This is a genomic window from Streptomyces sp. NPDC001507, from assembly GCF_042894765.1.
Classification (GTDB): Bacteria; Actinomycetota; Actinomycetes; order Streptomycetales; family Streptomycetaceae; genus Streptomyces.
Map to the genome: position 1 here is coordinate 1 of NZ_JBIAVV010000020.1, position 21,444 is coordinate 21,444.

Below are 21,444 nucleotides of genomic sequence, written 5' to 3' on the forward strand. Positions count from 1 at the left end.
CAAGGACCAACCACCAAAGGCGACTTCGGCCCGTGTCCACCCGCCGATCGCCAACAGCCTGACATTGACGCGAAGAAAGCCGTGGCCCGCTTGAGAAGTCCCACGTCCTCCCGTAGGCGGCGGTTCTCCCGCCGCAAGGCGGCCAGTTGTTCGCGTTCGCTGCTGGTCAGGCCGTCACGCTCGCCGGCATCGACCTCGGCCTGCCCTGACCCAGTCGCACACCGCGGCCTCGGTCAGGTCGAGGCCCTTGGCTACCTGGCCGACAGAGCGGTCACCGCGTCAGCACAGCTCGACGATCTTGGCCTTGAACTCAGGCGTGAAGGAGCGGCGGGGACGCGGCATCTTCCCCATGCTCTCCATGATGGACATCATCCTTCCGGGGTCGAAGCCCCTGATCTTCGATGTCCGTCAGAGCGGATCAAGCCCAGAACGGAATCCGCGCAGCGTGAGCTCCAGGTACCTGGTATCCAATGCACGCATTCGCTGGCCCGACTCGGCCCGAGGCCAGGAGGCTGCGCAAGACTTCCTCAAGCACCACGCGTGCGTGCCGCGCGTCACCGAAGGAACAACCGTGGCAGTCGCACTCCGCATCCTGCGGATACAGCCGTCCCGCACAAAGATCAGGTACCGCCGCAGCGCCCGGTCGGTTGCACCCAGGTAGAGGTAGTAGTCGCCTGAGAGCCGCTCTATCTGGTCTGTCGCGACGTTGGTTCGGGCAGAGAGGCCCCGGATGCGGTCTGGAGGCAAGCATCAGCATGCCAGCAACACCCACGGTTCGATGACTGACCAGCCAGGACGCCGCATCCGGCACACTACCGCCTGAGGCGGAGCAGCGGGACAGCCCTTTAGTGTGCAAGAACAAGCCGAAGCCGAGGACGTAAGCTCAGGTCTACCCGTGGATTGGATACCGTCCGTCTTCCTACGGACACCGGGCGTTTGCTGTGCCATTGCCTGATTCGACTCTTCTCGATCTCTGTGGAGCCCGCAGCGCCCTAACTGCTACTACTCTAAAACCCCACTTTAGGGAAATCCAGTCAATATTAATAACTGCTTAGTTAAGGCAGCCTTAGTGTTTGTCTTGATTTCTCGCATCGGCCTCATTGAAGGCTCCCCTGCCTTCGGGGATAGCCTTCAAGGGTTCTTGAGATTCGGTAGTGCGACGGGGACTTGCAACTTCATGAGTGGGCCTCGGGTCCTTCGCCGGGCGTGCCCGTGGGGCTGGCAAGGGACAGTGCGGTGGCGTTCCACAGCTGCAGCAGGCTGTTGACCGCTTGGCGGCCGGCGCGGTTGGAGCCGACGGTGGACTGAGACGGTCCGAAGCCGACCAGGTGCACGCGTGGTTCGGCGGCCACCTGGGTGCCGCGCATGGTGATCCCGCCGAGCTCGTTGCGCAGCATGAGGGGCTCCAGATGTGCCAGGGCGGCCTTGAAACCCGTGGCCCACAGAATGGCGTCGAGGGCCGTGAACGAACCGTCTGCCTCGCGGACGCCGTCGGGTTCGATGGCGGTGAACATGGATCGACGCTTCAGGGCCCCGCGTTGCTTCGCCGCCAGCGCGTACCGGGTCCAGGCCAGGTCGGTGTAGGAGACGACGCTGCCGGTGGGTCTGCCCGCTTCGACGTCGGCGGCAACCTTGGCGACGATCTCACGGCCGGCAACCTCGCGCTCGAACTCGCCCTCGCGGAAAACGGGTTCGCGACGCGTGTACCAGAACGTGGTGGCCACCCGTGAGATCTCCTCCAGTTGCTGGAGTGCCGAGATGCCGCCGCCGACGACGGCGACCCGCAGGCCGGCGAACCGGTCGGCCGAGACATAGTCATGGGTGTGCACCTGGATGCCGGTGAAGGTCTCCTGCCCCGGGTAGTGGGGGCGGACGGGGTTTGTCCATGTGCCCGTGGCGTTGATGACCGCCCGGGTGGTCCACGTCCCCGCGCTGGACTCCACCACCAGTTCTCCGTCGGGGCGGTCGTCCGCGGTCCGTATGGAGGTGACGGTGACCGGACGCAGGATCGGCAGGCCGGTCGCCTGCTCGAAGGCGGCGAAATAGCGAGGCACCGCCATGCGGCTGGGCTCGTCGGGGTCGACGGGTGGTTGCGGGAAGTCGGGCAGGTCGAAGATGCCGTTCACGGTGCCCATCCGCAGCGATTCCCAGCGGTGACGCCACGCCCCGCCGGGTGCCGATTCGGCGTCGAGTACCACGAAGGTCCGGTCATCGTCGGAGGCGTGCGGGCCGGTCAGGGCGCTGGCGAAGCCGCGCCGCTTGAGGTGGTAGCCGGCCGAGAGCCCCGACTGTCCGCCTCCTATGACCACCACCGTCGCACGTCGGCCTGATCGCTTGTATCCCGCCCGTCCCCTGTCCAGGGCGGGTGCGTCAACGTGCACCGGCCTGGTCACCTCCTTGAGGGCGTGCGCTTTTGCCGGTGGCGAGTCGCATGAGGTCGGTCGTGAAGTCGACGTCGTCCAGGGATCGCTCTGCCCGCGTGGCGTTGCCGCTGAACTGGTGGTCGTAGCCGCTCCAGTTGGTGTCAGCGATCTGCTGGCCGGCTTCGCTGCGCAGCAGGACGGAGAGCTCTTGTGCGGCTCGGGCGATGCGCTTGCCGAGGTCGGTCGATGCCCAGTCCTCGGGTGCGGCGTACAGGGAGGTGGGCACCGGGATGGTGCGCAGAAAAGCGAACAGCGGCCGGAGCTGGTCGTCGACGACCATGGCGTGTCGGGCGCTTTGGCCCGTCGCGGCGAGGACGACCGGTTTGGCGATGAGCAGGTCGTTGTCGATCAGGTCGGCAAACGACTTGAACAGGCCGCTGATCCCCGCCTTGTAGACCGGGGTGGCGGCGATGACCGCGTCGGTGCGGGCGAGCAGCTCCATGGCGGACTGCACCTTCGGGTTCAGCATGCCGGAGACGATGCCCTGCGCGACGTCCGTGGCGAGCGGACCGAGATCGATCGAGCGCACGGTGGCTGCCGTGCCCGACGCCGCGAGCGTGTCGACCGTCTTTTGGGCTATGCGGTCGGCGAGCAACCGGGTCGAGGAGGGATCGCTGACGCCGGCGTTGACGACGGCGATCGTCAACGAGGCCGCGGCGGGGGTGAGGTCGTTCACGGAGTGTCCCTCGCGGGTGCTTTCGTGGGGTGGTCGGCGGTGGCCGGGGCCGCGGCGAGAAGTGTGCGGCCGAGCTCGCGCAGCGTCTCCAGTTGTTCGCGGCTCAGGGCCCGGGTCATCGCGGTCGTGACATGCCGCGCGTGGGTGCGGCCGAGGCGCTGTTGCACTTCACGGCCTTCGGCGGTGAGAACGATGCGGCAGGCGCGGGCGTCGTCGGGATCGGGCCGCCGTTCGACGAGCCCCCGCTTCTCCAGGCGGGCGACGAGCCGGGACACCCCCGCCTGGGTGAGCAGAGCGTCGTCGATCAGGTCGGTGATCCGCAAGCCGTCCCTCGCTCCGGCCAGCGCGTAGAGCACGCCGTACTCGCGCGGCGGGAAGCCACCCCAGTCGCCCTCGTACTCGAACTCGCGCGCGAGGGTTGCCTGGGCCCGGAACATCGCCTCCCATGCCTCGTTTGCCAGTCGGCTGACGCCGGCCATCAGAACGCCGCCGGGAAGCTGGCTTCGACGGCCGGGTCGCTGTCCTGGTACGGCGAGGTGCCCGACAGGTTGTCGCCCCGGTTCGGGTTCGGCCGCGGCTGACGCGGCTCGGCGTCGCCGTACTTCGCCCTGACCAGGGAAGCGTGCGTCGGAGCGTCGGGGACACCGGGCTTGCGGCGGGCCGCCATCTCCTTGCGCAGCACGGGCACCACCTCAGTGCCCAGCAGTTCGACCTGTTCCAACGCCACGTCGAGGGGCAGGCCGAGGGCGTCGACCGAGAAGAGCTGGCGTTGGTAGTCCCCGAAGCCCTCCTGGAAGGTGAGGACCTTCTCGATCACCTCCTGCGGGCTGCCGACGGTCAGCGGCGTGCCCGCCATGTAGTCCTCCAGCTTCGAGCCGCGGAAGATCGGGTAGTTCTCGAAATAGGGCCGATAGGTGTTGACCGCGTCCTGGGAGCGCCTGGCGACGAACGCCTGGCCGCCCAGCCCGACGATGGCCTGCTCGGCGGTGCCGTGGCCGTAGTGCTCGTACCGCCGCCGGTAGAGCTCGACGATCGGCTTGAAATGGAAGTTCGGGGCCAGGACGTGGTTGGCGAAGAACCCGTTGCCGTAGTACGCCGCCTGCTCGGCCGTCTCAGGGCTGCGGATCGAGCCGTGCCACACGAACGGCGGGACGTCGTCCAGCGGACGCGGGGTGGAGGTGAAGCCCTGCAGCGGGGTGCGGAACTTTCCTTCCCAGTCGATCACGTCCTCGCGCCACAGCCGGTGAAGCAGGTTGTAGTTCTCCAGGGCAAGGGGGACACCCTGGCGGATGTCCTTCCCGAACCACGGATACACGGGCACGGTGTTCCCGCGGCCGAGCATCAGGTCCAGCCGCCCCTTGGCGACGTGCTGCACCATCGCGTAGTCCTCGGCGATCTTCACCGGGTCGTTGGTCGTGATCAGGGTCACCGCGGTGCTCAGAATGATCCGGTCCGTCAGTGCCGCGATGTGGGCGAGGAGGGCCGGCGGCGAGGACATCACGAACGGTGGATTGTGGTGCTCGCCCAGCGCGAAGACATCGAGGCCCACCTCGTCGGCCCGCCGGGCGATCTTGATCAGGTTACTGATCCGCTCCGCCTCGCTCTGGGTGTGTCCCGTGGTCGGGTCGGGCGAGATGTCACCGACCCCGAAGATGCCGAACTGCACGGTGTTCTCCTTGCTGATACATGACTTCGCATGCAAATCAAACAACATGACTGAGCATGTATTCCCCCTGGGGCCGACCAGCAGCGCTGTGATCCCCGCCATGGCTCGTACGGGGGCTCGGGCACCTCGGCACTGCCGAGGGCGTCCGTGTCCCTGCCGGACTGCAGACACCTAGCGAGACGGCCCGCATCGACAGCGGAGCGGCGACCGCGGACAAGGGGCGCTGGCGAGACGGACGAAGGCTCCGCACACCGCCCCGAGGGGAACGCTGCTCTTCGGCCGACTTGGTCCTCGTCCCGGTGACATGTCGACGCCCTATGAGCTCTACGCCGAGACGGACGCCGCTTCGAACCCGCACAACCCGCCGCGAGCACAGCCTGACAAGCCCATGGGAAAGTCTGCCTTCATGCACCGGCGGTACCGCGGTCGGTCGGGTCTGATGGTTACGTCAGTGTGGTATCCGGCACCGCATCGTCCGCAGGGGGGCATCGAGTCTTCCAAGGGGCTGGGACGTCATCGCTGGACCTTCGAGCGCACCATGGCCTGGCTAGCGGGTTGCCGGCGTCTGCATCGCCGTTGCGAAGGCGAGGCCAGCCACTTTCTAGCCTTCGCGGGTGTCGCCTGCACCCTCGTCTGCTGCTGCCGGCTGGCGAGGTGAGCTGACCGGTGGACTATTGACAGACCCACAGAGCAGGTCAGGGTAATCCTCGTCTGTCATCTGTGGAGGGTCTCAGTCGTCCGCTTGGGATATGTCAGCGTCTGGCATCCGTCACTCCTCTTGAATGGTCGTGCGGGAACGTTGGTTGAGCAGCACCACGCCGCTGATGACGACGGCGCCGCCCGCCACTTCGAGCAGATGGGGAACCTCGGACAGCCACACGAATGCGACGACCAGTGCGACGGGCGGCACCAGGTAGAGGGCGCCGGTGGAGACGGCGAGCGGCAGCCGGGCCACGGCATAGCCCCAGATCACGAATCCCACGGCGGAGGGCAGCAGGCCGAGGTACGCCACCGAGACGAGCGCTGCCGACGAGGCACTGGCGACGGCACCCACTGTCGCTGGAAGCAGCGGCAACGCGAAGACCGTCCCTGCCGCCATCGCATACGTCGCGACCTCGACACCGCTGTAGCGGAGCAGGAGAGGCTTGGACACGCAGTGGTACGCCCCCTGCACGACGGCGGCCGCCAGGACCGCGAGCGCATTGAGAGAAAATCCCGTGGAGCCGCCTCCCAGCGCGACGACCACACACCCTCCGAGCGCGACGCCGCTGCCGATGATCACGAGGCGTGTCAGTGCTTCGGACAGGAACGCCCTGCCCAGCAGAAGGCTGAAGACGGGGGCGATGGAGATGAGCATGCTGGCGGTGCCGGCGGACACGTGCACCTCGCCCCAGTTGAGCAGCACCTGGTAGCCGGTCATGCCGGTAGCCCCGGCAAGGGCGATCAACGGCAGGTCGCTGCGCCGCGGACGCCGAACGCCGAGCAAGGGTGCCACCGCTGTCAGGACGACGGAGGCAATGGCCAGCCTCAGCAAGGACAGTCCGGCCACTCCGAGGCCGTCGACCCCGACGCGGATGGCCGGAAAAGCCGAGGCCCAGAGGACGACGACCCCTGCCAGGGCGAGGAAGCTGCGGCTGCCGGTGCTGCTGCTCATGGGAACGACGATGCCCCGCCCAATGACAAAGATCCAGTTACTTGTTCTTGGACTACCAATAAGGATTGCTTACGTATTTCGGAAGCGGCCCGCCTGGCGTCTGGGTCCCGCTTGGCGCCTGCCTGCGGGCCGGGCGTTGGAGAACATCTGCACTCGGCCACCGTCGCTGCCGTCGGCGAGGTGCCCCTCAACCGGCTCCGGCATGCCGTACGTGCCTTCCCGACGATCAGCGAGGTCTGGCTGCGGCTGCTGGAGGCCTGTCGCACGCAGTGAGGCCGGCCAGAAGCGCGGCTTATGGCCCGCCTCGCTTCCTGCCCGCCCACGGAGCCATTACCTCTGCTTACCCCTCGGACGTTCGGGAGGTGATGTTCGTACGGCCGAGGGCGTTCTCCCCGGTCAGTGCGATGACGAAGTCCTCCAGGTCGGCGCCGAGGGGTGTGTCGCAGTCCCAGACGGCTTCATAGGCGATCTCGACGGGTTTCCCGGCCCGGAGCAGGGGACGGCAGCCGGCGTGCTCGTGCGTGACCTTGGAGCGGGGTAGGAGCGCGGCCCCGAGGCCCATGGCTGCCCACTCGTCGACCGCGCGGAAGCTGGCGGCTTCACCCGGATACGCGCGCAGCGCCAGGTCGTGGCTGCGGAAGAGTTCGGTGGTGAAAGTGGTCAGTCCGCAGGTGGGAGGCCCAAGGATGTAGGCGGCGTCTGTCGCGTCCTCCAGCTCGACCGGACTGTCGGCCGCGACGGCGGCAGGGTCGATCACGACTATCGGTTCCCGGGCGACGACATGATGGCGCATGGCAGGCATGCCGGGCACGGCGGGGACGAGGACGATGTCCAGGCGGCCCGCCTGCAGGTCACTGCGCAGCGGATCGAGGTCCGCCTCCCTCAGGACGAGATCACGCGGGGGCACCAGACTGCGGGCCGCGTCGAAGGCGCGGGCGACGAGTTCCGCTCCGACCAGGGGTGACACACCCATGCGAATCGTTTCGACGGCCGGGCCGGCCAGCCGCTGGGCCTGGGCGGCCAGCATGTCGAGAGAGCCGAGAGCATGGTCGATCAGGGGCAGAATCCGTGCGCCGTGCTCGGTGGGCCTCACGCCGCGGGGTGAGCGGTCGAAGAGCTTCACGCCCAGCTCTTTCTCCAGCCGTGCGACGCCGTTGGACAGCGCTGGTTGCGTCACGCCGTAAGCCCGTGCTGCCGCACTGAAGGACTCCGTTCGAAAGACGGCCTGGGCGTAGCGCAGCGCCTCGATATTCACGCCTCTCCCTTTCCTGGGCATAGCCAAAAGCTATATCTGCATCACCAAAGATCCTCTACCGGAGCTGCGCGGGGCGATCTACGGTCGAGGACATCGCCGGGATGGGGGCCTCAGCAGATCGGTTCAGCCCAACTTACGCATGGGTAAAAAACCACTAACTGGACCTTAGTCCTGTATTACCGCATTGTGTGGCGTAAGGGGACAAACACCCACACCGCTTCTGCGGTTTCCGGGCCACATCCGCTCCAGTGCGGCAGGCCTGGCCTGTTCCGGCGAACGGACCCCACCGGTGGATCCGGCGACGCCACCTCGAGTACGCCGGCCGTCGTGTCCCGCCCCCGGCCACCAACTTGCAAAGCCACCAGATTCAGGAGAGAACCATGCCCACCAACGCTTTCGATTTCACCGGGCGGAAGGTCGTCGTGATCGGCGGTACCAGCGGCATGGGGCTGGCTTCCGCCCGCCGTGTCCTCGAGGGCGGCGGCAACGCCGTCGTGACCGGCCGGTCCGAAGCCAGCGCCGCAAAGGCGGTGGCCGAACTGGCTTTCTACGGGAAAGCGGTCGGACTGGCCGTCGACCTGTTCGACCCCGCCTCCGTGGACCGCCTGCGCGACACGCTGACCGAGCAGCACGCCGATGCCACGCTGCTCGTCAACGCCGCAGGCGTCTTCGAGCCAAAGACCTTCCTCGCGCACACCGAGGAGGACTACGACCGCTACCAGGCCATCACTCGGGCCTTCTACTTCATCACCCAGACCGTCGCCAGCAACATGATCGCCCGCGGCAGCAAGGGAGCCGTCGTCAACATCGGTGGCATGCTGGCGCACCAGGCCATGGCCGCCACGCCGTCCTCGGCGTACTCCGTGGCCAAGGCCGGCCTGCACTCCCTCACCCAGCACCTGGCCATGGAGCTGGCCCCGTACGGCATCCGCGTCAACACCGTCGCCCCGGCCGTGGTGCGCACCCCGATCTACGAGGCGTTCATGCCGAAGGACGAGATCCCCGCCATGCTCGAATCCCTCAACTCCTTCCACCCCATCGGCCGCGTCGGAAACCCCGAGGACGTCGCTCCCGCCATCGCCTTGCTCCTCTCCGACCAGGCCGACTGGGTCACCGGCGCCACCTGGGACGTCGACGGCGGCGTCCGGGCCGGACGCAACAAGTACTGACCGGTCCTCCCACCCCGCTCACCAGCCGACAGCAAAGGAGCACGCCGTGTCCTACCACGAACACACCGACCACCAGTACGCCAAGCACATCCGCGCCGGCGCCCCGGAAGCCTTCAAGGCGTTCATGGCCTTCGACAACCAGGTCCTGCGTGGCAGCGACAAGGTCATTTCGCCCAAGCACACCGAACTCATGGCCGTGGCCGTGGCGTTGACCACCCAGTGCGCCTACTGCATCGAGGCACACACCAAGGCCGCACACTCCGCAGGCGCCACCCAGCAAGAACTGGCGGAAACCGTCATGATCGCCGCGGCACTGCGCGCGGGCGGTGGATACGCGCACGGCTTCATGGCCATGAAGTTCTTCGACCAGGCCGAGCAGAACAACGCTCTGTGACCTGACATGGGAACCATGCCGACGACCACTTCTGCCGGCCTGCGGTGAGCGCCGCGCCCCGGACGCAGCCCCCGCAACTCGGCTGTGAGCACGGCGGCCGGAGCTCACGGCAGGCCGCCCCTATGCGACGAAGGAGACCACACCGATGACCGACATCAATGAGGTCGACGTCCGTGCCCTGCGGGACAGCGCCGACGCCATGCGAGCCGATCCCGGCCTCGGCCGGGCCACATTCGCCATCGACGGTTCGTGGCAGGGCGGCTACCGCATCACCACGCGGACGGGTGCTCTGAACCAGGGCGGCGAACGCGACGAGACGCGCGTCGCGAAGTTCGCGATGCACAGCGACGAACCGACGGCGTCGCTGGGCACCGACACCGCACCCACACCCGCTGAATACGTGCTGCACGCGCTCGCCGGCTGCTACACCGTCACCATCACCACGCACGCCGCCCTGCAGGGCATCGAGCTCAAGGCCATCGGTCTGGAACTCGAAGCCGACATCGACATGCGCGGGTTCCTCGGAATCGCCCCCTCGGTTCGACCGGGCCTTCAGCAGATCCGCGTGCGCGTCGACCTCGACGCTCCCGACGCCACCCCCGAGCAACTCCAGGAACTCATCTCCCTCGTTCAGAAGCGCTCGGCCATCCGCGACACCCTCGCCAACCCGGTCGACGTCCACACCACACTCGCCTGAGTAGAGCACCAGGCGTCAACTGCGGCGATCCAAGTGCCAAGGAGCTTCCCGATGAAGCTTCTATGTCCGGTCAACCCCCAATTCAGCCGCGGCGGCGTTGTTGAGGTGTCGGTAGAAGCGGCGGGCGAGGTATCGCTTGAGGCAGCGGCGGACCTCACGGTCTGTCTTGCCCTCTGTGCCCCGTCGGTCGGAGTAGGCGCGGGTCTGGGGGTGATGAAGCATGCGGACCATGGCGATGACGTTCAGGGCCCGGTTGAGACGCCTGTCGCCGCCGCGGTTGAGTCGGTGGCGGGTGGTGTTCCCCGAGGATGCGGGTATGGGGTTCACGCCCGCGAGGGCGGCGAAAGCGGCTTCGTCACGGACCCGTCCCGGGTGGGACCAGGCACCAGGACGGTGGCGGGACCGATGCCGGTTTCCTGGAGAAGGCCGGCGGCGGGGCTGGCGTCGACGAGCTCGCCCGTCCGGTTCATGTTGTCCGAGAGCTCGGCGTCAAGGGTGAGGATCCTCTTGGCGAGCCGGACGGCTTCGGTGCGGGCGATGGTGGTTGCAAGGTCTTCCTCGCGGGGGTGCCAGCGGGCGATCTCGCTGATCTTCTTCACGCCGAGGGGACGCCGGGCATCGATACCGAGGTCGGCGACGCGCACGAGGGCGGTCAGGGCGTTCACGGCTCGGGTCCGCTCACCGGTGAGTTCGGCGCGGGCGGTGAGGAGGATCTGCGCTGCCGCCCGGACCCCCTCGTCCATCCGCGGAGTGCGCAATTGCTCTTCGGCGAGCGGGAGTACGGCTGCGGCGATGCGTCGGGCGTCGATCGGGTCGGACTTGCCGATCCCGCGCCGGCCGGTGCGGCCCATACGGGCGGCTTCGGCCACCTGGTAGCCGGGGAGTGCCGTCTGGCGGGCGATCTGGGCCCCGTAGCTGCCGACGCCCTCGATGACCCACAGGGCGCCAAGGTCCCCGCCGGTGCGGCGTGCGGCCCAGGCGATCGCACGGGCCCTGCCGGCGTGGGTGTTGGGGAGGGTCTCCGTGCCCAGGTGCCCGCCGTTGGCGGCGAGTACGGCGTAGGTATGAGTCCTGGCGTGGGTGTCAACGCCGATAACGAACGAACGTGTGTGGGCGACAATGCTGTCCACGCGATCTGGGTTCCTCTCCGTCAGACGGTGATCCCGGTCGCCGTGGACCAGTGCCGTGCCCGGGAGAGGTCACTTCGAGGCAGAACTGTGACGGGCCACGACCCCGGTGGGTCGGGCAGGCTTCTGACTTGTTGAATCGAGTCCAGATGCTCGGTCTGCAGCCGTAGCGTCCAGGGTGTCGGTCGGCACGGGCTCGCAGTGCTTCTTGCCGCCTTCGGGCTGGCTCACTGATAGCGTGCCGCCACCGGCCGACACCCGCGCGGTGTGGCTCGACAGAGGCATGAAGGTGACACGGTGACTTCAAGTCAGGGTGCCCGCCGCACTCTCCTTCCTGTCTCATCGAGTGCGAAGGCAGCAGCCTGTGATCCTGATCGGCATCGATCCCCACAAGTCGTCCCACACCGCCGTCGCCGTCGACGCCGGCCACCAGGTGGCCCAGCGCCGGTTCGTCGTCAACGCCGGGACCTTCGGCCAGTTGATGCGCTGGTGCGCGCAGTGGCCCGACCGTCGTTTCGCGGTCGAGGGAGCCGGCGGCCTGGGCCGTACGCTCGCCCAGCAGCTGGCCGCCGCGGGCGAGAACGTCGTCGATGTGCCCTCCACCCTCTCGGCGCGAGCCCGGCTGCTGGCCACCGGCGGCGACCGCAAAACCGACGCGAAAGACGCCCTCCACATCGCTCAGGTCGCTCTCTTCCGCCATGACCTGCGCCCCGTGGTCCAGGAAGACCAGACCACGATCCTGCGGCTGCTGACCGAGCGGCGAGACGACCTGGTCCACGAACGCACCCGCGTCCTGAACCGGCTCCACGCCGTCCTTCGCGATCTGCTGCCTGGCGGTGCCCCCACCGGGCTGTCGGCAGACAAGGCCGCCGTCCTGATGAAGGGGATCCGGCCGGTCACGGCCACCGACAACTGCCGCCGAGACATAGCCCGTGACCTGCTGGCCGACCTGCGCAGACTGGACCGGCAGGTCAAGGACAACGAAGCCGAAATGCGCGAGGCCCTCGCCGCGACCCACACCACGCTGACCACCCTGCCGGGCCTGGGCACCGTACTGGCCGCGAAGGTCATCGGCCACATCGGGGACATCAGCCGCTTCCAGACAGAGCACCACTTCGCCAGCTACACGGGCAGCGCACCCCTGGATGCCTCCAGCGGCAACAACGTCCGCCACCGGCTCAACACCGGCGGCAACCGCGCGCTGAACTCGGTGCTGCACACGATCGCCGTCTGCCAGATTCGCGACGGCGGGCGCGGACAGAACTACTACCTCCGCAAGATCGCTGAGGGGAAGACGCCTTCGGAGTCCCGCAGGGCTCTCAAGCGACGCCTGTCCAACGTGGTCTACCGGATCATGAAACGAGACCAACAGAACCACCTCGCTCAAGCCGCTTGACACACAGAGGCGCTATCAGGCCACCGAGGTGGGCCGGGCCGGCGCCGGCCACCCACCACAGGCGGACAGTTCACTAGCAAGGCACCCTTGAGGGCCACTGTTGTCACGAGTCACGACTTCGGTGAGGCGACCGACGTCAACCCTGCCAGCCGGTCCCGGACCAGCCACCCAACAGATTCACAGCTGATGTCAAGCCGCTTTCGTGGCAGTGTCGTCCCCGGGGGCCAGGCGAAGCGCGTCCAAAGGCGCGGTCCAGGAACTGCGACCCGGCTCGAGTGCGCAGATGATCGAGTACGGCCAGCCGGGAACAGGGATGTGTTGGTCCTTTCCCCGGCCGTAGGTGTGACACAGATCCGCTGCGGTGAGGTGTGGGCATCGGGGCGTAGCCAGCAGGTGATGTCGATGGTCAGGACCGGCCTGCCGTCGGCGGCCTGGGGCAGTGGGATTGCGGCCAGGGCTGCTGCAGCCGGCTGGTATCGACGCGGCCACGGGCGACGGCGGCGTAGAGCCCGCCGTGACCGCGGCGGTGCTCGCCGGCCAACGACAGCTCGGCCAGTGATCTCACCGGCCCGTCGCCGCACAGGATGGCGTCAGCCAGGTCGAACAAAGCATCCGAACGAGCGGTGAGACAGGAGTAGAACTCGCCCCGGAAGCATGACAGTTCAGCCAACGCCTCTTGTCGGGCATCGCGATACAGCAGGATCATCCTCACGGCCTTCGTGCTGGACGTGTGTGTTCCTTGGCCGGAGCACATGTTCAGACGAAGGCCGCTTTAGCGTACGGCGGTTACCGCACCGAGCGATCAAGTTCGAGGCACTATTCGACGTCGGCCGTTAAGGATCAGGTTAGGCGGACCGGCTGGCGGCCGCGTCACACGCGCGACGCGGCCGCCAGCCCGCCGCCAGAAGCGCAACAACCAATGGAGTGATGACAGCGTGCGGAAGAGCCAGCCGACTCGCCCATCCCGCCCTGAGCCCTGGAGGCGTCGGTTGTGCGCGACGGCGCACTGCTGTATGCCGTTGTGCGCCTGCGTGCTGTGCCCCGTGCGGCAGACCGGCAGCCCGGTGGGGGAGCATCGATGCCGGTGCCCATGGAGCGACAGCCTCGCCCTAGGGGGACGGGGATCCGCCAGGTGTTCCACCGCCGGTATCTGGCCTGCATTGTCATAGGGCAAGCAGTGGAACCGACGGCCGGGAGACAGGCTGATGGACGTGGGATCCCCTCCGGATCCCTCGTAGCTCGTCCCCGGTTGATTCGGAGTTTCCGGATCGCAGATCACGGACATGGCCTGCGGCCGCCTGGTCGGCGGAAGCGCGGCATGTCACAAGGAGATGACTATGAACAGGTGGATCAGGCGCGTCTCGATCGCTCTCGCTTCTGCGGCGATGGCAGGCGGAGCCCTTCTCGGTGCCGGCGGCTCGGCGTCAGCGGCGACGGCTTCGGGGTCCGTAGAGCGCGCGCAGACCTCGATCGCCGTCTTCGGGACCGACGGCGGACGTGACGGCTACCGCGACGACGGGTACGGAAGCGGTCACTACGGGGAACGGGGCAACGGCCGGGCCGGAGACCGTGGCTGGTACACGGACGACGACCGTCGAGGCCACCACCACCATGGCCGGCACCACCACCGCACGGGGGAAGAGTGGTGGGACGGTCGCCACCTGTGCGTCTGGGATGGGGACCGGTGGGTCGAGGTGACGTGGCGGCACGACGTCGATGTCGACCGCTGGTCCTGGGACCAGTTCGTGTGGTACGTGAACCACCGCTGATGCCGCCCAGGCCACGGGGTCGGCTTGACGTGTCGCAAGGACGCGGCCTGAGGGTTGCGTCCCGTTGGATGGCCGCTGGCCGGACCGGAGTCGGCCCGGGCTGATGAGCTCGCTTCCCGGCCGAACGGGGTACACGCGGCGGCCGCGTGCGCTGTTTCGTCTTCCGATCCTTCCGGCTGTGCTGCCATGTTGCCGCCATGTCTCATGCTGCGAAGCGCACGGGGAGCGACCGGAGTGCCCGGCGAGCGGAAAGAGGCAAGTGAGGCACAGGTGAGATCGGAACGAACCGTGGCGTCCGAGCTGCCCGTGCGGCTTCTCGTGTCACACGTGTCGGTGTCGATGCGTGTGGCACTGCGGTACGAGGCGGATGATCCCTATGTAGTCCGTGCCGCCTTCCATCCCCTGGGCCGGGGTGGGACGGTTGAGTGGTTCCTCAGCCGTGACATGCTGGCTCAGGCCCTGCGCGGACACATCGGGCAAGCAGATGTGCGGATGTGGCCGACAGGCGGCGCGGGACGCGAGGCGCTGTGCATCGCTCTTCGTTCGCCTGCGGGATCGGCCCTGCTCGAACTCCCCGCGCGGGGCGAGGAATCCTTCCTGCACGAAACGCGGTCCGTGGTGCCGCCGGGGGCCGAGTCCAGCCGGTTCGACCTGGACGCCGGGCTGGCACAGTTGCTGGCGGGGAGCTGAACGCCTGCCCTGGATGGTGGCGCCCCCTTGGGCGTCAGGTTGCGGTTGCCGACCGCGGCCCCCCGGGTCCGCTGTATGTCCTGTTGCCCGGCGGCCTCGCCTGCGGTGGCGGGCCGTGCCTTCTCGGGGCGGTCGAGAGTGGTGAGGGTTCGCTCGGCCTCCGGGGGGCAGCGGGAGCTCGGGCAACTCGTGGACGCACTCGGCGCAGAAGGCGTCGAGCACAGGTGAAAATGGCGGCGCCGGGCGGTGGGGGCAACGGTGCGTGTGGTCTGGATGATCCCGGCCTGGGACCAGATCACGAAGACGATGTCTTCCGGGGTGACGTCGTTGCGGAGGACACCCTGCTCCTGGGCGTTGCGGAAGATCTGAGCACCCAGTTCTTCCGTGCTCTCGAACATTATCCTGCCCAGGGCGTGGACGGGCAGCCGCACCGTGCCACGTAGTCGAAGGCGCTGTCACAGGCCTGCAGCTCACAGAATCTTTCCTCAAAACCCCTCCCAGGCGTCGTCCATGGCTGCGGCCTCTCGGCGGCGCCGAGCAGCTCCGGGAACTTCGCGGCGAACAGCTCTTCGACCAAGTCGAGCCGGTTGGGGAAGTGGCGGTAGAGCATTCCGATCGCGGCTCTGGCCTCGCGGGCGACGCCCTCCAGAGAAGCATTCAGGCCCTGCTCGGCGAAGGCCTTGCGGGCGGCGGCCATGAGGGAGCCAGGGACGCTCCACCAACGCACCCCCGGTTCGAGTGACAGCTGCGTGACCTCGGCCGCTGGCATGGCGGGAGTCCGCACCAACGCCGCCTACGCGGCTGCCAGAGCAGCCCAGATCTCACTGATCCGCAGGGCCGCCGCGGAATTCGCAACCGAGGTCTGCTGTCCCCCTGCTCCATGAAGCAATCCTTCTTTGTTCCCAAAGCGTAAGTAACTGGACATCTCGTTTTGCTCGATGCACCGTAAATCGTGTGAACGCAACCACCGGCAACCGCAGCTCCCGTGAAGGGGGCGTTTATGTCCTGCCGTCGCAGGGTCCGAACGCCCGGACGGCTTGGCCTGTGCGCCCGGGTACCCCCAACCCGTCACAATGCGAAAGCAGTAGGCCATCCGGCCTCGGGCCCCGTATTCAGTATGTCGGCAATGGTCCGTTTTCCTGGGGTTGGCGAGGATCGGCCTCGGCTGCTGGACCAGCAGGCCGGCTCGCCGATCGTCCCGGGCGAGATGCTCGGACCGGGAGGTCGTCACGTGGACCGGGACGCCGAGGGCGAAACGTCCATCTGGCGGCTGCGGTCATGGGTGTCCGCTCTGACCGGGGCGGGACGCGTGGGCAGCTCGATTGTTTGCATTGATTGCCGCTGTGTTGAGCGTTGCCGGGAAGCCTGGCTGTGGGGCATTTCTACAGCAAAACTGGCGCCCAGTTGGAAAGAGTGAGGTGGACATGCGATTCGGAATCTTCGGCGTGGGAGATGGGTTTGCCCATGACTGAATTCGCAGAGGAGATCAGGTCAGGCGAGATGTCGTTTCTGCGATCACGCCGAGAACAACTTAAACCCGAACAAGTGGGTTTGCCCTCCTTTGGTCGGCGACGGACTCCTGGGTTGCGGCGGGAGGAGCTCGCTGCGCTCGCCGGCTTGAGTGTCGAGTACCTGGAACGGCTGGAGCAGGGCCGGGATACCAATCCCTCACATGCGGTGCTCGCCGCGCTTGCCGAGGCGCTGCAGCTCTCCGACAGCGAGAGGCAGCACCTTGCGACGTTGGCCATGAAACGTCACAGCGCCGCGCTCTTGCCGCCTCCCCGTCCGGTAAGCGATGACACACGACCCATGGTGCGTACGCTGCTGGACCATCTAGAGCCCATGCCGGCGAGCGTGTTCGGGCCGATCTGCAACATTGTGGCATGGAACAGCACATGGGAAGCCCTGGTCAGGCCGCTGGGGGTGCTGGATGAAGAATCGCCCAATTTGATTCGCTACCACTTCCTGAATCCCAGGGCGCGCGAGATATTCACCCAAAGCGACTGGGCTGCCAAGGCGGACGAGCTGGTTGGCTGGCTGCGGGCTGCCCAACCGGACTGGGGTAGCGCTGATGAGTTTCACGCGCTGGTCGACGGCTTGGGCTTGGTCCCAGAGTTCACGTCGCGATGGGCTGCCCACCCGGTTGCTGAATACACGCAGCCTTCCGACACAATTTTCTCCCACCCCGATGCCGGAATCCTGGGCATCACTACCGAGGTGCTCCTCGTCGGGGAGGCGGGTCAATGGCTCCAGATGTTGATCCCGGCCGATGAGGGGACCGCGTCCGCCATCAATGCCCCTGCTCCGGGCTGACCGCGAGCCGTGAGCGGGCCCTCAGCGGAATCGCCTCGCCAACCCGAAGCAGGTCAGCCCTGGCCGCGGCAGCACTTGGCGACTTTGTCGAGGATCTCGGCGGCGGTCTTCGGTGGTCTTCGTGCAGATGAACGGCCGCGGGTGTGTTCCAGGTCTGCGGGTCAGGCTTGGATGTCACGTTCGAGGGCTTGGACGGAGCGGTGGACGTTATCCCGGAGGCTCGTGTGGGTGAGGTCGGCAAACCATCTTTCCACCGGACGGGCTGAGGTCGTTACTGACTTCGGCTCGTCAGGGAGTCGGTACGGATGCAGGCGGCCGAGTTGGGGGCCCGCACGATCGCGTGTGGATCCGTCCCGAGGCCGGCTCAGTCGCACCGGCATACCTCCTCGCCCTCGGTTCGCCTGCTTGCCCAATGACGATGCAGGCCAGGCACCGGCGGTGGAACCCCGGGCTGATCCCCGTCCTCGCAGGGCGGGGGAGTCTTTCGTGGGCTGCGGCATCGAGCGGACGGCCTTTTCGGCCTCATGGACATTGGCCGACTTGCCCGCGGCCCCCTATCTGCCCGGCTGACGTCACGCACGTCGCCTCACTCGCTCACGCACGAAGCTCTCAGGCAAGCGGTCAAGGAGTCTGCGTCGCCGGGCGACACGATGTGGTGCCCAACAAGCGGCAGCCCCGCCCTGCGGGGACGGGGATCAGCCTGGCGTTCCACCACCGATACCTGGCCTGCATCGTCATAAGGCAAGCAGTTGAACCGAAGGCGAGGAGTCAGACTGATGAACATCAGGCCGATGCGATCGTGGATTCACGACAGCAGGGGCAAGGTGCTGCGGCAGGCGCAGGCAGGAGTGCCCGACGGCACAGCCGAGACCCTGCAGGAAACCGTCCGGCTGGTCGAAGCCGCTGGCGACTTGGCCGAGCCCGTAGTCTCCGAGGCTACCGATGAGTCCCAGACCGAAAGAGGCGTCACGGCCGCGACCGCAGACACCGGCCGCCTCGCCTTCGTCCTGAAAAACAACAGCTACGCGGGAGAGTTCCCACTCACCCAGGACTACTCCGCCGACCCACGGAACCTGATGATCGCCATCGTCGTGCGCGGCACCGTCCTGTCACGGGGCCGGCATCGCGGGCGAGCAGCGGTGGACCGTGTGCCGAACCTCTGGCTTTCCGGCCAAGGACGGCATCGCCGCCCTGCCGCTCTCCACGGCCCAGGAAAGGCAGCAGTGAGCCGGGTACCGTCCTGAGACCGCCACTACGCAAAACGCTGGCGCTGTGAACGGCTCTGTCACCGCTGCGCCGGATCCAGCCGAACTCGTAGTGCTCTTCGAGCGCGTGGCCACGCCATTCATCGACCAGTTGTACGCGGCGGCAGTGCAGATGACCCGCGACCGCGGTGATGCCGAGGACCTGATTCAGGAGACCTATCGGAGGGCGTTCGACGCCTTCGGGTCATTCGCTTGGACGACAAATCTGAGGATGTGGCTGTTCCAGGTCTTGGCCGACACCTCGCTCGATGCTTGTGGTGAGCCGCAGCCCCCCGTGCGCTCAAGCTCCCTGCCGGGACGCCCCGTCGGCCGGTTGCCGGAACCAACGCACTCCACGTTGCGGGTTTCCCAGACCGCTCAGGCGCAGGCTTTGGGCCGGCTGCCAGACCATGAGGTGAAAGCTGCGCTTCGGCAACTCCCGCGAAAGCTCGCCATCGTTGTACACCTGGCTGATGTTGAGGAGTTCTCTCACATGGAGATCGCGGAGATCCTCCGCGTCCCCTCCAGCACCGTGCGGTCCCGGTTGCACTACGGGCGACGATGTCTGCGGGGGCTGCTCACCGACGCCGCTCGCCGACGCGGTCTTCTCAGTCGCACGGGCAAGGGCTCTGTCGGAGACTCGGCTGCGCCGTGAGGCGTGGAATCCGCGCGTGGGTGGAGCCTGCACCGTCGTTCCGTCGCGGCTGGACCGCGGTCCGCATGTGTCCGCACGTGCAGAAACTCCCGGATCGGGTTGATCTTGCCGGTCGACAGGCTGGAGTGAGGACGGCGGCGTCACCGCAAGACCTCAGGGCGAATAGGTGGCAAAAGCCGCACGATCCGCGCATGGGCGGAGCGCAGGGAAGGCTGCACGCCCTGCCAGCTGCTCCCGCTGCGGCTCGGGCTCGAGCAGCCAGCGGCAACACAGACTCACGTAACTTCTGCGAAATTGAACCACCAATCAGGTAAGGCGAACATGGGACCCCTGGCCGCAGCGGCACCTGGTGCCGCTGCATCGCACCGTAGAACCAGCGCGCAGCTCCTCGTGCCGCTGTCGGTCGTGCATACGGTGAGCAAGCGATGCCCGCTGCTGACCGATGACGGTCTGCCGTCCTCCCGCCAGGCCTCGGCACCGCACGTACGTGCCCTCAGGGAGTACGTCACCGACGCCTGGAGCGGACACCACGCGGGCGTCCAAGGCAGCCGCCACATTGTTGAGGACACGCGATGAGGGTGGTCGCGTTCTGCGCGCGGCGCCCCCGCTGCGCGGTGTCCAGGGCTTTGCTGGGTCGTTCACCACGTCTGTCGCGGCCGTCGGGAGCCTCATCCCGCATCGTCCTGCGGATCGGTATCGTCATAGGGGCCGTCCTCGGCTACTTCGGTGTCAGAGGACTGACAGACAGCTCGCAGGTCACGGCGTTGCACGACGCCGCACGAGTCGAGGCGGCCGAGCGGGGCCTGCACCTTGACTGGGAGCCCACCGTGCAGAGCCTGGTGGTCAACGACCAGGCCATCACTCGAATCCTCAACTGGATTTACATCTTCGGCCACTGGCCGGTTATCGCTCTCACCCTGATTTGGTTGTTGTCCCGGCACCCGGAGCTGTACGTAAGGGCGGCCTGCGCGATGCTGCTCTCCGGGGCGGTCGGTCTCGTCGCCTTCGCCGTGTTCCCGGTGGCCCCGCCCCGGCTGGCGGCCCTGGGTATGACCGACACCGTCACCGAACAGTCCCACGCCTACCGGGTGCTGCAGCCGCCCGCCTTCACCAACCAGTACGCGGCGATGCCCAGTCTCCACGTCGGCTGGAACCTGCTCATGACGCTGGCGATCCTCGCCGCCACCAGGACGATCTGGCTGCGTGTCCTGGCTGTGGCGCTCACCGTGTCCATGGACGCCACGGTCGTCCTGACCGCCAATCACTATGTGCTCGATGCGTTTGCGGGCGCGGTCCTGGCGCAACTGAGCTGGTATGTGGCAGGACGTCTTCAAGCCCTGGCCACGCGTCGGCACCGGCCCACGGAGCAGGACCAAGACGAGCTGTCACCTCCGGTCCTTGTGCCGCTGCGAAGAGGCTGACCACAGTGGATCTCCCCACCTCGTCGAGACCCCCGGCGTGTGGCCGTGTGCTGCCATCAGGGCCGATCGGTGCCTCTTATGCAAGCGTCGATCCCCGTTCGCTCGTCGGAGAGCTGCGCGCGGCGGTGGGGTCCGCGGCCGAGTGGCTCCGCCGCGACACCAAGCAGGTGCAGACCCGAACCCGAGACCGACACCCTGCAGAAGGCCGTCCGGCGCGGCGCGGAGCGCGGAGAGGTGCCCGCCGACCATCCGGCGTCGGAATACATCCCCGCACAGCTGACAGGTACGGCACGCCTCTGCCCGGTCCTGGAGAGACGGTAGGCGGATGAGGAGTACCGCACATGCTTCGTCGACGTGGCGGTGCCTCTCCGGCTCGGATTGACGTAAGGCCCAGGTCGCTGTCCGTGGGATGACCGGACGACGGCCTGTTCGCGCCGCATCGTGGGGACGGTGCGGCGCACCCGGGCCGGGTGGGGTTCCTCCTGAGCGCAGAGGAACTCCACCCGGCTGTCGGCGAGCAGGACCTCGGCATTGCGCTGGGTCGTGTCCTGGCTGGTGCCAATCGCCAAATTCCCCGCTGCTCGCTGCGACTTGGACCGCCTGGACGACCTGGAACCATTGCCCGGCGGCATCACTGCGCACCTGGACGCCGGCTACGACCCAGGCCGAGACCCGCGCCCTGCTTGACGAGCGCGGCCTGCACGGTTGCGTCGCGCACAATGGCGATACGGCACGATCCTGGCCAGTCAGCGTTGAGAACCCGAACGCACCCAGGCTTGGCAGAACGCCTTCTACCGCCTCGCCTGCTGCTACGAGCGGCGCGCCACCGTCATCTTCTGCCGCGGCAGGCCGTTGAACAGGCCGTGGACGGGGTGGTCGAGCACGTGGAGCGCAC

The 21,444-nt window shown here is 67.3% G+C and carries 17 protein-coding genes and 4 pseudogenes; 12 read left to right on the forward strand and 9 right to left on the reverse strand.

Going from position 1 to position 21,444, the window contains the following annotated elements:
- Window positions 1–1,175: 1,175 nt before the first annotated feature.
- The 4 genes from ACFY0K_RS43765 to ACFY0K_RS43780 are packed head-to-tail and all read right to left on the reverse strand — an operon-like array spanning window position 1,176 to window position 4,765.
- On the reverse strand, window positions 1,176–2,312 hold the full coding sequence (locus tag ACFY0K_RS43765; protein ID WP_390644623.1) for a flavin-containing monooxygenase: 1,137 nt from the start codon (window positions 2,310–2,312) through the stop codon (window positions 1,176–1,178).
- Between the two features lie 58 nt (window positions 2,313–2,370).
- The gene (locus ACFY0K_RS43770) at window positions 2,371–3,099 is read right to left on the reverse strand and encodes a CE1759 family FMN reductase (protein ID WP_382729494.1); all 729 of its coding nucleotides are present in this window, start codon (window positions 3,097–3,099) and stop codon (window positions 2,371–2,373) included.
- Window positions 3,096–3,578, reverse strand: coding sequence for a MarR family winged helix-turn-helix transcriptional regulator (locus tag ACFY0K_RS43775; protein WP_390644624.1), 483 nt, complete (start codon window positions 3,576–3,578; stop codon window positions 3,096–3,098). The genes ACFY0K_RS43770 and ACFY0K_RS43775 overlap by 4 nt, the downstream gene beginning before the upstream one ends.
- The gene (locus tag ACFY0K_RS43780) at window positions 3,578–4,765 is read right to left on the reverse strand and encodes a CE1758 family FMN-dependent luciferase-like monooxygenase (RefSeq protein WP_390644625.1); all 1,188 of its coding nucleotides are present in this window, start codon (window positions 4,763–4,765) and stop codon (window positions 3,578–3,580) included. Before ACFY0K_RS43780 ends, ACFY0K_RS43775 begins: the two co-directional genes overlap by 1 nt.
- A 481-nt stretch (window positions 4,766–5,246) precedes the next feature.
- On the opposite strand from ACFY0K_RS43780, the pseudogene ACFY0K_RS43785 reads away from it, so the two are divergent.
- Window positions 5,247–5,343: pseudogene (locus ACFY0K_RS43785) on the forward strand (IS5/IS1182 family transposase); the annotation flags it as partial.
- A 191-nt stretch (window positions 5,344–5,534) separates the two neighbouring features.
- On the opposite strand, the gene ACFY0K_RS43790 reads toward ACFY0K_RS43785, so the two are convergent.
- On the reverse strand, window positions 5,535–6,419 hold the full coding sequence (locus ACFY0K_RS43790; RefSeq protein WP_390644626.1) for a DMT family transporter: 885 nt from the start codon (window positions 6,417–6,419) through the stop codon (window positions 5,535–5,537).
- Between the two features lie 340 nt (window positions 6,420–6,759).
- Entirely contained in the window at window positions 6,760–7,695 is a 936-nt protein-coding gene (locus ACFY0K_RS43795) for a LysR family transcriptional regulator (RefSeq protein ID WP_382729502.1), read from the reverse strand.
- Between the two features lie 359 nt (window positions 7,696–8,054).
- Between ACFY0K_RS43795 and ACFY0K_RS43800 the strand changes: the two genes are divergently transcribed.
- From ACFY0K_RS43800 to ACFY0K_RS43810, 3 genes are all read left to right on the forward strand, one after another.
- Entirely contained in the window at window positions 8,055–8,843 is a 789-nt protein-coding gene (locus ACFY0K_RS43800; protein WP_390644627.1) for an SDR family NAD(P)-dependent oxidoreductase, read from the forward strand.
- A gap of 46 nt (window positions 8,844–8,889) precedes the next feature.
- Window positions 8,890–9,237 (forward strand): carboxymuconolactone decarboxylase family protein, encoded by a 348-nt coding sequence (locus tag ACFY0K_RS43805; protein ID WP_382729506.1) that lies wholly within the window; start codon window positions 8,890–8,892, stop codon window positions 9,235–9,237.
- Between the two features lie 145 nt (window positions 9,238–9,382).
- Window positions 9,383–9,934, forward strand: coding sequence for an OsmC family protein (locus tag ACFY0K_RS43810; RefSeq protein WP_388938458.1), 552 nt, complete (start codon window positions 9,383–9,385; stop codon window positions 9,932–9,934).
- Between the two features lie 60 nt (window positions 9,935–9,994).
- Here the strand turns inward: ACFY0K_RS43810 and ACFY0K_RS43815 are convergent.
- A pseudogene (locus tag ACFY0K_RS43815) lies at window positions 9,995–11,064 on the reverse strand (IS110 family transposase).
- A gap of 361 nt (window positions 11,065–11,425) precedes the next feature.
- Here ACFY0K_RS43815 and ACFY0K_RS43820 point away from each other — a divergent pair.
- Entirely contained in the window at window positions 11,426–12,457 is a 1,032-nt protein-coding gene (locus tag ACFY0K_RS43820; RefSeq protein ID WP_390644628.1) for an IS110 family transposase, read from the forward strand.
- A gap of 192 nt (window positions 12,458–12,649) precedes the next feature.
- Here the strand turns inward: ACFY0K_RS43820 and ACFY0K_RS43825 are convergent.
- Window positions 12,650–13,163, reverse strand: a pseudogene (locus ACFY0K_RS43825) (transposase); the annotation flags it as partial.
- A gap of 631 nt (window positions 13,164–13,794) precedes the next feature.
- Between ACFY0K_RS43825 and ACFY0K_RS43830 the strand changes: the two are divergent.
- Together ACFY0K_RS43830 and ACFY0K_RS43835 are read left to right on the forward strand one after the other, a co-directional pair.
- A complete protein-coding gene (locus ACFY0K_RS43830) occupies window positions 13,795–14,226 on the forward strand; it encodes a hypothetical protein (protein WP_390644629.1) in 432 nt (143 codons plus the stop codon).
- A gap of 288 nt (window positions 14,227–14,514) precedes the next feature.
- Complete coding sequence (locus ACFY0K_RS43835) at window positions 14,515–14,916, forward strand: SsgA family sporulation/cell division regulator (protein WP_390644630.1); 402 nt, start codon at window positions 14,515–14,517, stop codon at window positions 14,914–14,916.
- A 397-nt stretch (window positions 14,917–15,313) separates the two neighbouring features.
- Here ACFY0K_RS43835 and ACFY0K_RS43840 read toward each other — a convergent pair whose 3' ends face one another.
- A complete protein-coding gene (locus ACFY0K_RS43840) occupies window positions 15,314–15,613 on the reverse strand; it encodes a helix-turn-helix domain-containing protein (protein ID WP_390644631.1) in 300 nt (99 codons plus the stop codon).
- Between the two features lie 767 nt (window positions 15,614–16,380).
- Between ACFY0K_RS43840 and ACFY0K_RS43845 the strand changes: the two genes are divergently transcribed.
- The 5 genes and pseudogenes from ACFY0K_RS43845 to ACFY0K_RS43865 form a co-directional block, all read left to right on the forward strand.
- Entirely contained in the window at window positions 16,381–17,229 is an 849-nt protein-coding gene (locus tag ACFY0K_RS43845) for a helix-turn-helix domain-containing protein (protein ID WP_390644632.1), read from the forward strand.
- Between the two features lie 776 nt (window positions 17,230–18,005).
- Window positions 18,006–18,473 carry a hypothetical protein gene (locus ACFY0K_RS43850; protein WP_390644633.1) on the forward strand — a complete coding sequence of 156 codons (468 nt, stop codon included), beginning with the start codon at window positions 18,006–18,008 and terminating at the stop codon, window positions 18,471–18,473.
- A 28-nt stretch (window positions 18,474–18,501) separates the two neighbouring features.
- Window positions 18,502–19,128: a sigma-70 family RNA polymerase sigma factor gene (locus ACFY0K_RS43855; protein ID WP_390644634.1), complete on the forward strand. Its 627-nt coding sequence runs from the start codon at window positions 18,502–18,504 to the stop codon at window positions 19,126–19,128.
- Between the two features lie 572 nt (window positions 19,129–19,700).
- On the forward strand, window positions 19,701–20,549 hold the full coding sequence (locus tag ACFY0K_RS43860) for a phosphatase PAP2 family protein (RefSeq protein WP_382729525.1): 849 nt from the start codon (window positions 19,701–19,703) through the stop codon (window positions 20,547–20,549).
- 527 nt (window positions 20,550–21,076) lie between these two features.
- A pseudogene (locus tag ACFY0K_RS43865) lies at window positions 21,077–21,383 on the forward strand (IS5/IS1182 family transposase); the annotation flags it as partial.
- Window positions 21,384–21,444 lie beyond the last annotated feature (61 nt).